The following is a 6,348-nucleotide window of genomic DNA, read 5'->3' on the forward strand; positions in this document are numbered from 1 at the left end:
GGCTCGCACCCGTGCTCAAGCCCGCCGTCGCCCTCGTCCCGAGCCTGTCGTCAGGAGCGGGGGTGCAGCGATGAGCGGCGGGCTGTTCGCACTCCTGGACGATGTCGCCGCGCTCGTGCGGATGTCGGCGGCCTCCATCGACGACGTCGCCGCTGCCACCGGTCGCGCCAGCGCCAAGGCCGCCGGCGTGGTCGTCGACGATGCCGCCGTGACGCCCCGCTACGTGCAGGGCATCGAGCCGAAGCGCGAGCTGTCGATCATCTGGCGCATCGCCAAGGGCTCGATCCGCAACAAGCTGCTCTTCATCCTGCCGATTGCGCTGCTGCTCAGTGCCTTCCTGCCGTGGCTGCTCACGCCGATCCTCATGCTCGGCGGTGCGTACCTCTCCTACGAGGGTGCCGAAAAGGTATGGGAGAAGGTCTCCGGTCACGGCGGTGGGCATGGAGCTGGTCACGGCGGTGGTCAGGGAGCCGAGGACGACGACGGCGGGGCCGCCGCCACGGAGGCTGCTGCCGCTCAAGACCCGGCCGAGCGCGAGAAGGGCATCGTCGCCGCCGCGGTCCGCACCGATCTCATCCTGTCCGCGGAGATCATGGTCATCGCGCTCAACGAGGTCGACACCGAGCCGGTGTGGGAGCAGGCGATCATCCTGGCGGTGGTCGCGTTCTTCATCACCGCTGTCGTCTACGGCGCGGTGGCGCTCATCGTGAAGATGGACGACATCGGCCTGGCGCTGGCGCAGCGCTCGTCGTCAGGGGTGGCGGCCTTCGGCCGCGGACTCGTCAAGGCCATGCCCGTGGTGCTGTCCACGCTGGCGACGGTCGGCGTCGTCGCCATGCTCTGGGTGGGCGGCCACATCCTGCTGGTGGGCGCCGACGAGCTCGGCTGGCACGGTCCGTACGGCCTGGTTCACCACGCCGAGGAAGCCGTCCACCAGGCGACCGGCGCGCTCGGCGGGGTGCTCGGATGGCTCACCAACACGGCGTTCTCGGCGGTGGCTGGCGCTCTGGTCGGCGCGGTGATCATCCTGATTACCCACCTCGTCCCGAAGCGCGGCGCGAAGAGCCACTGAGGGCATGACGGCACGCGCCCACACGGATGCATACCGAATGGTTGACGATCTCGATACGCTTGCGGCATGTCGACGCAGATCGCCATCCGCCTCGAAGCCGCGGAACTCGCAGCCCTGGATGCGGAAGTCGCGGCCGGTCGTGCCAGCAACCGTTCCGACGCGGTGCGCCGCAGCATCGCTCGACTGCAGCGCGAACAGCGCTACCAAGCTGACGAAGCCATCCTCATGGACCTCGTCCGCCGGGGCGAGCCCCTCTACCCGGACCTCGAGGTCCCCCGGAGCCACAAGCACCCCGCGCTGGACTGACAGCACGCACGGTCCGGAAGGCCCTCGTGCGCACCATCGCCGTCGTCAGACTCGACAAGCGACGCCCGGCCCTGATCCTTACTCGCCCGTCGAAGCTGCACCTGCTCCGCTGGGTCACGGTCGCCCCGATCACCAGCACCATCCGCGGCATCAGTAGCGAGGTGAGGGTCGGGACGCGAAACGGTCTCGAGCACGACAGCGTCGTCAGCTGCGACACCATCACGACCATCCCCACCGAGGACATCGGCGACACCATCGGGCTGCTGTTCGACGACCAGGAGCCCGAACTCGCCCGAGCGATCAGCGACGCCTTCGACCTCTACCTCCCGTGAGGAACGGCAGGGAAGTGCGTTCGGCTCCCGGCCGGCTCAGGTCTCGCGGACGGCCTCGAGGTCGATGGTGATACGCAGCGTGGTCCCGAAGATGGCCACGCCCAGGCCGAAGGCCTGGTTCCACTTCATCGCGAAGTCGTTGCGGCTCAGCTGCGCGGTGGCCTGGAACGCGACCCGCTGGCCACCCCAGGGATCGGTGCCGGTACCGGTGCACCGCAGCGACAGGGGCACCGGACGCGCAGTGCCGTTGAGCGTCAGCTGGCCGTTCAGCTGCCACCCGCCGGCGCCGTCGGGAAGCAGACCCCGCCCCTCGTAGGTGATCCACGGGTGATGTTCCACGTCGAGGAAGTCGGCGCTGCGGAGGTGGTCGTCGCGCGCCGCCACACCCGTGTCGATGCTGGCGGCGTCGATGCGCACCTGCACCGACGACCCGGAGAACGGCTCTGCCACCTCGATGGCACCCTCCAGCCGTGACAGGCGACCGTTGACCGCCGACAGGCCCAGGTGGTGGGCGGTGGCGACCAGCGAGGTGTGGTCGGGGTCGATCACCCAGCGCCCGGGTGGGGGCAGCTCTGCGGCCCCCACCCGGGCCAGGCGCAGCTCCCCGAAGTCGACGACCATCTCCTCGGCCCTGGTGGCCCGGGGGTCCTGCACCACCACGGAGCGAGCCTGCGGCTCGTGCCCGGCACAGGCGACGAGCAGCGTCGCGGGGCCGGTCTCCAGGTCAGCGAGGACGAAGCGGCCGTCCGAACCGCTGGTGGCCCGCGCGCTGCCCACGCCGTCGACGGCAAGGAGGGTGACCGAGGCCCCGGGCAGCGGCCAGCCGTCACGGGTCAGGACGACGCCGTGGGCGCGCGCGCCGCGGAGTCCGCTCGGTATGCCGGGCCCGCTCGGTCCGCCAGGTCCGTGCTGCGCGAACTGCGCGTACTGAGCGTGGGGACCGCCGTCGTCGGCTGCCGCAGGATGCAGGGAAACGTCCGTGCCCGGGGCAGACGCTGCGAGCGGGCCACCTTCCGGCTGCACGGGAGGGGCGCCGCGTCGAGCTCTGTGACGGCCGAACCTCACGTCAGGTCACTCCGAGACTCCGTGACGGACGACGCCTGCTCGTCGTGGACGCCAGCCGTACCAGCCGCGATCGCGCCCTCGGTGTCCATCGGACACACCGTATCCGTCAGCCGGGAGTACTACCTCCGCGCGATCGGATCCCCCACGCGCATCCAGCCGGCGGGTTACCCGGCGACGGCGCTGCGCTGACACCACGCTTCCCTCCGATGCCTTGGAGGACCTTCATCAGCGGAGGTGGGCGACCTGCTCCCAGGCCGGGTCGGGCGTGCTGCGGAACTCCGACGGGCCTTCGCTCCACGCGGCGCTGCGCTGACGCAGGCGCTCCCCGGCGTCGCTGAGGGGATCGACGTAGAAGTGCAGGACGCGCCGCCCTGCACTCGACTCGTGGGCCACGAGCATCGCGTGGGGCGAAAGGGCTGCCTCCGCCTCGTCGGTGAAGGCGCGCAATGCCTGGAGCGACGGGGCGTCGGGAAGGCCGGCCTCCGTCACGTGCCGGAAGGGCAGGGTGAGTTCGACGTGCTGCTCGAGGTGGGGCGCGCTGGCCGAGCGCAGCGGAACGCGGAAGAGCGCCAGGGTCACCGAGCCGTCGTCAGCGGTCGACTCTGCGAGCTTCCAGATCGGCGTGCCGTCGTCGTCGACGCGACTGTCGGCGAGGGCTGAGACCGCGGCGCGCAGCTGCGGCAGACCGCCGACGCCGTCGCCGTCGTCGTCGTCGTTCTTGTCCTGGTCGGCCACCGGGGTGGGCAGGGGGCCGACGGCCGATTCGATGCCACCGATCCACGTCTCGACGGTGGTCTCGCCGAGGGTGTGGTCGAGCAGGACGAGGGTCAGCTGCTGGCGCACCTGCTCGGGCATCTGCGCCATCGCGGGGTGGTGGACGGTGACGTCCAGGCAGTCGTGCCGGTCATCGAGGGACCAGGCGACGACGACGTCGTCGGACGTGATCTCGTGGTCACCGACGCTCAGCTGCAACGGTTCATCGTCACCGGGCAGGCGGCTGTCGCTGTATGCCCAGGTGCGGTCCGGCGGTGGTGCACCGAGCAGCCAGCGTCGGGCGTGGGCTCGCAGCTTCGGGTCACCCTCGGCGGTGACCACCAACACGTGCTCGCTGCCGTCGGGTCCCGGTGCCAGCTCCCAGGCCAGGTCGGGGTGCAGCGCCCGCACGCGTGGTGCGATCAGCGGCACGAGGCGCTCGGCCGTGCCGTTGCTGATGGCTCGCGCTGCTGTGGAGGCCCCCTCCTGCGTCCACCACGACCAGAAGTCGTCCACGGAGGCTCGACTCGGTGCGCTGCGGGAGGGCTTGGAGCGTTTCGGCCACCAGGCGGGCATCCGGGGGCTCCCTTCGGCGTGGTGATCGTCGGGCGCATGAGTGAAGTGGACCGGCGCCCAGGGGCGCCAGTGGGCTTGTCGCTAGCAGCGGCCAGCGAACGATCATGCGTCATGCTGCAGATGCGACCAAGCTGTGAGTGCTGCGATCGAGATCTACCACCCACGGAGCCCGGCGCCTGGATCTGCTCGTTCGAGTGCACCTGGTGCACCGAGTGCGTCGAGTCAGTTCTTCAGGGGCGATGCCTCAACTGTGGGGGTCAGCTCTCGTCGCGGCCACCTCGCCCAAAGGAGAAGCTCGCGTCGGCTCCCGCGTCCACCGAGCGCGTCCTCAACCCAGAATGCTTGGGCGGACGGCAGCCGGGCACTCCGTAGGCAGGTGCCGGGCGCTGGCGAGCCCTTCGCCAGGATCAGACGCAGCGGTCCTTGAGCTCGTACGTCAGCTTCGAGGTGGTCGTGTACTGACGAGAACCGACGCGGTACGCCAACGTCATCGACGTGACGGCCGCGTCGTCGTCCGAGGTCCGGGTCACCTTCGTCACGACGTTGTAGGTGGTACCCGCCTCGAGCACGGCCCCCTGGAGAGGAGTCCGGCTCTCCGCGGGAGGGACGTCTGCCGATGCCTCGGGGAGAAGCAGGAACTCGTCGTCGTGGACGGGGACGACGTACTGGTCCAGCACGTCCATGCCACGAGCATCGTCCAGCGTCAGCGTCACCAACGTGGCTGCGGGTGACGGAGCGGTGACGATCTGCCCGAGCACGGCTGACTGGCCTCGAGGGACAGGAGCGCAGGTCGTCCCGCCCGTTCCTTCGAGGTCGATGGGGCCCGGCCCCCAGGCGCAGGACGTGAGCACCAAGACCGACGTGACAGCAATGACCGTGGCGCACCAACTGCTCACAGGTCTCCTTCGAGGAGGACGAAGTGGGTGCTGTCGGGAACAGTAGGGCGCCGCGGCGCGGCAGGTGATCCACCCGCGGGTGGAGGATGCGACTCCCTCGCACTGTGTTCTGCTGGACGGAGAAGGGCTTCACGACGACGGACCACGCCACCCGTCGACGTCTCGCTGACCGCGTGCCCCGTCGCCCGCCGACAGAACAGTCCCGTCAGCGCACAACGCCAGCGTGTGGGCAGCGCCAGCCGCGACGGCCACGACGTCGCGCCAGCCAGACACCTCGCACTGTCCGTGCTCGTTCGCACCCACTGCCAAGACACAGCCGCCAGCAGTCACCGCAACCGTGTGGTGGCTGCCCGCCGCCACCGCGACGACGTCGCGCCAGCCGCTCACCTCGCAGGCACCCGCGTCCCCTCGGCCGGCCGCGACCACCGTCCCGTCAGCTCGCAACCCCACGGTGTGCAGGTACCCCGCCGCGATGTCGACCAGGTCGTGCCAGTCCTGCACCGAACACGCCCCGAACCGGTTCAGGCCGGTGGCGACAGCCGTGCCGTCAGCTCGGACGCCGACGGTGTGCCAGTCCCCGGCCGAGACGGCCGTGACGTCACGCCAGGTGGCGACGTCGCACGCGCCGTCGGCGGTACGTCCAGCCGCCAGGACGCGTCCGTCGCTACGCAGCCCGATCGAGCGGCGCCACCCCGCAGTCACTGCGACGACGTCGCGCCAGTCGGCCACCTGGCACTGGTCGTCGTCGTCCCAACCCGTCGCGAGCACCGTGCCGTCCGCACGCAGCCCCAGGGAGTGAGAGCGGCCGGTGTTGCGCGCCGGATGGACGTTGCCTGCGGCGACAGCGACGACATCGCGCCACCCGAGGACGGCGCACTCGCCGGCGTTGTTGGCACCGGTCGCTGCGACCGCGCCGTCGGCGAGCACGGCTAGGGAGTGACGCCGTCCGCACGCGATCGCCGCTGTCGCGCCTCTGTGGACGCTGCTGTCTGCTCTTGCTGGCTGCGCCACTGGCACAGCGTCTCGCAGGAGTCCCCTGGCCGTCCGGCCGGTTCGGAGTCGCTGACGGGGTCAGGCCGAGCACCCTCACGGACCTCCTTGGCCCGGCCACCAACTGACTGCAGGGAGGCCTGCAGCGACAAGCCACTCCCCCTGAGCGCTACGACGATTGACTGCCACTACGCGACATCGCAGAACGCGAAATGTGCTCTGCGTAAATTCGCATGACGCGCAAAATGCGCACCAAGAGCAGCGAGGAATGATCAGAACCTGTGGATGACCGGGCGGGTCGTACCTTCCCGGTGATCTCCACACCCAACGAGAAGAAGATCAGCGTTGCAGCGCTGTT

The 6,348-nt window shown here is 70.1% G+C and carries 9 protein-coding genes; 4 read left to right on the forward strand and 5 right to left on the reverse strand.

Annotated features, from left to right (window positions below):
- Nucleotides 1-70 precede the first annotated feature (70 nt).
- The 3 genes from BXY45_RS21250 (at nt 71) to BXY45_RS21260 (ending at nt 1,710) form a co-directional block, all read left to right on the forward strand.
- Nucleotides 71-1,072: a DUF808 domain-containing protein gene (locus BXY45_RS21250; RefSeq protein ID WP_109776532.1), complete on the forward strand. Its 1,002-nt coding sequence runs from the start codon at nt 71-73 to the stop codon at nt 1,070-1,072.
- Between the two features lie 66 nt (nt 1,073-1,138).
- Nucleotides 1,139-1,378: a hypothetical protein gene (locus BXY45_RS21255; protein WP_109776533.1), complete on the forward strand. Its 240-nt coding sequence runs from the start codon at nt 1,139-1,141 to the stop codon at nt 1,376-1,378.
- A 26-nt stretch (nt 1,379-1,404) separates the two neighbouring features.
- Nucleotides 1,405-1,710, forward strand: coding sequence for a type II toxin-antitoxin system PemK/MazF family toxin (locus BXY45_RS21260; protein ID WP_109776534.1), 306 nt, complete (start codon nt 1,405-1,407; stop codon nt 1,708-1,710).
- Between the two features lie 36 nt (nt 1,711-1,746).
- Here BXY45_RS21260 and BXY45_RS21265 read toward each other — a convergent pair whose 3' ends face one another.
- Together BXY45_RS21265 and BXY45_RS21270 are read right to left on the reverse strand one after the other, a co-directional pair.
- Nucleotides 1,747-2,733: a YceI family protein gene (locus BXY45_RS21265; protein WP_211319817.1), complete on the reverse strand. Its 987-nt coding sequence runs from the start codon at nt 2,731-2,733 to the stop codon at nt 1,747-1,749.
- A gap of 267 nt (nt 2,734-3,000) precedes the next feature.
- A complete protein-coding gene (locus BXY45_RS21270; RefSeq protein ID WP_170131662.1) occupies nt 3,001-4,044 on the reverse strand; it encodes a DUF695 domain-containing protein in 1,044 nt (347 codons plus the stop codon).
- A gap of 180 nt (nt 4,045-4,224) precedes the next feature.
- Here BXY45_RS21270 and BXY45_RS24785 point away from each other — a divergent pair, with 180 nt between their 5' ends.
- Nucleotides 4,225-4,476 (forward strand): DUF1272 domain-containing protein, encoded by a 252-nt coding sequence (locus tag BXY45_RS24785; protein ID WP_342799599.1) that lies wholly within the window; start codon nt 4,225-4,227, stop codon nt 4,474-4,476.
- Between the two features lie 35 nt (nt 4,477-4,511).
- On the opposite strand, the gene BXY45_RS21280 is transcribed toward BXY45_RS24785, so the two are convergent.
- The 3 genes from BXY45_RS21280 to BXY45_RS23955 all read right to left on the reverse strand — a co-directional run.
- Complete coding sequence (locus BXY45_RS21280) at nt 4,512-4,787, reverse strand: hypothetical protein (protein WP_146211312.1); 276 nt, start codon at nt 4,785-4,787, stop codon at nt 4,512-4,514.
- A gap of 342 nt (nt 4,788-5,129) precedes the next feature.
- A complete protein-coding gene (locus BXY45_RS21285; protein WP_425468346.1) occupies nt 5,130-6,017 on the reverse strand; it encodes an RCC1 domain-containing protein in 888 nt (295 codons plus the stop codon).
- Between the two features lie 142 nt (nt 6,018-6,159).
- Nucleotides 6,160-6,348 (reverse strand): hypothetical protein (locus tag BXY45_RS23955; RefSeq protein WP_211319819.1); only part of this gene is annotated, 189 nt, incomplete at its 5' end.

Origin of the sequence: Quadrisphaera granulorum (assembly GCF_003149145.1) — a bacterium.
Classification (GTDB): domain Bacteria; phylum Actinomycetota; class Actinomycetes; order Actinomycetales; family Quadrisphaeraceae; genus Quadrisphaera; species Quadrisphaera granulorum.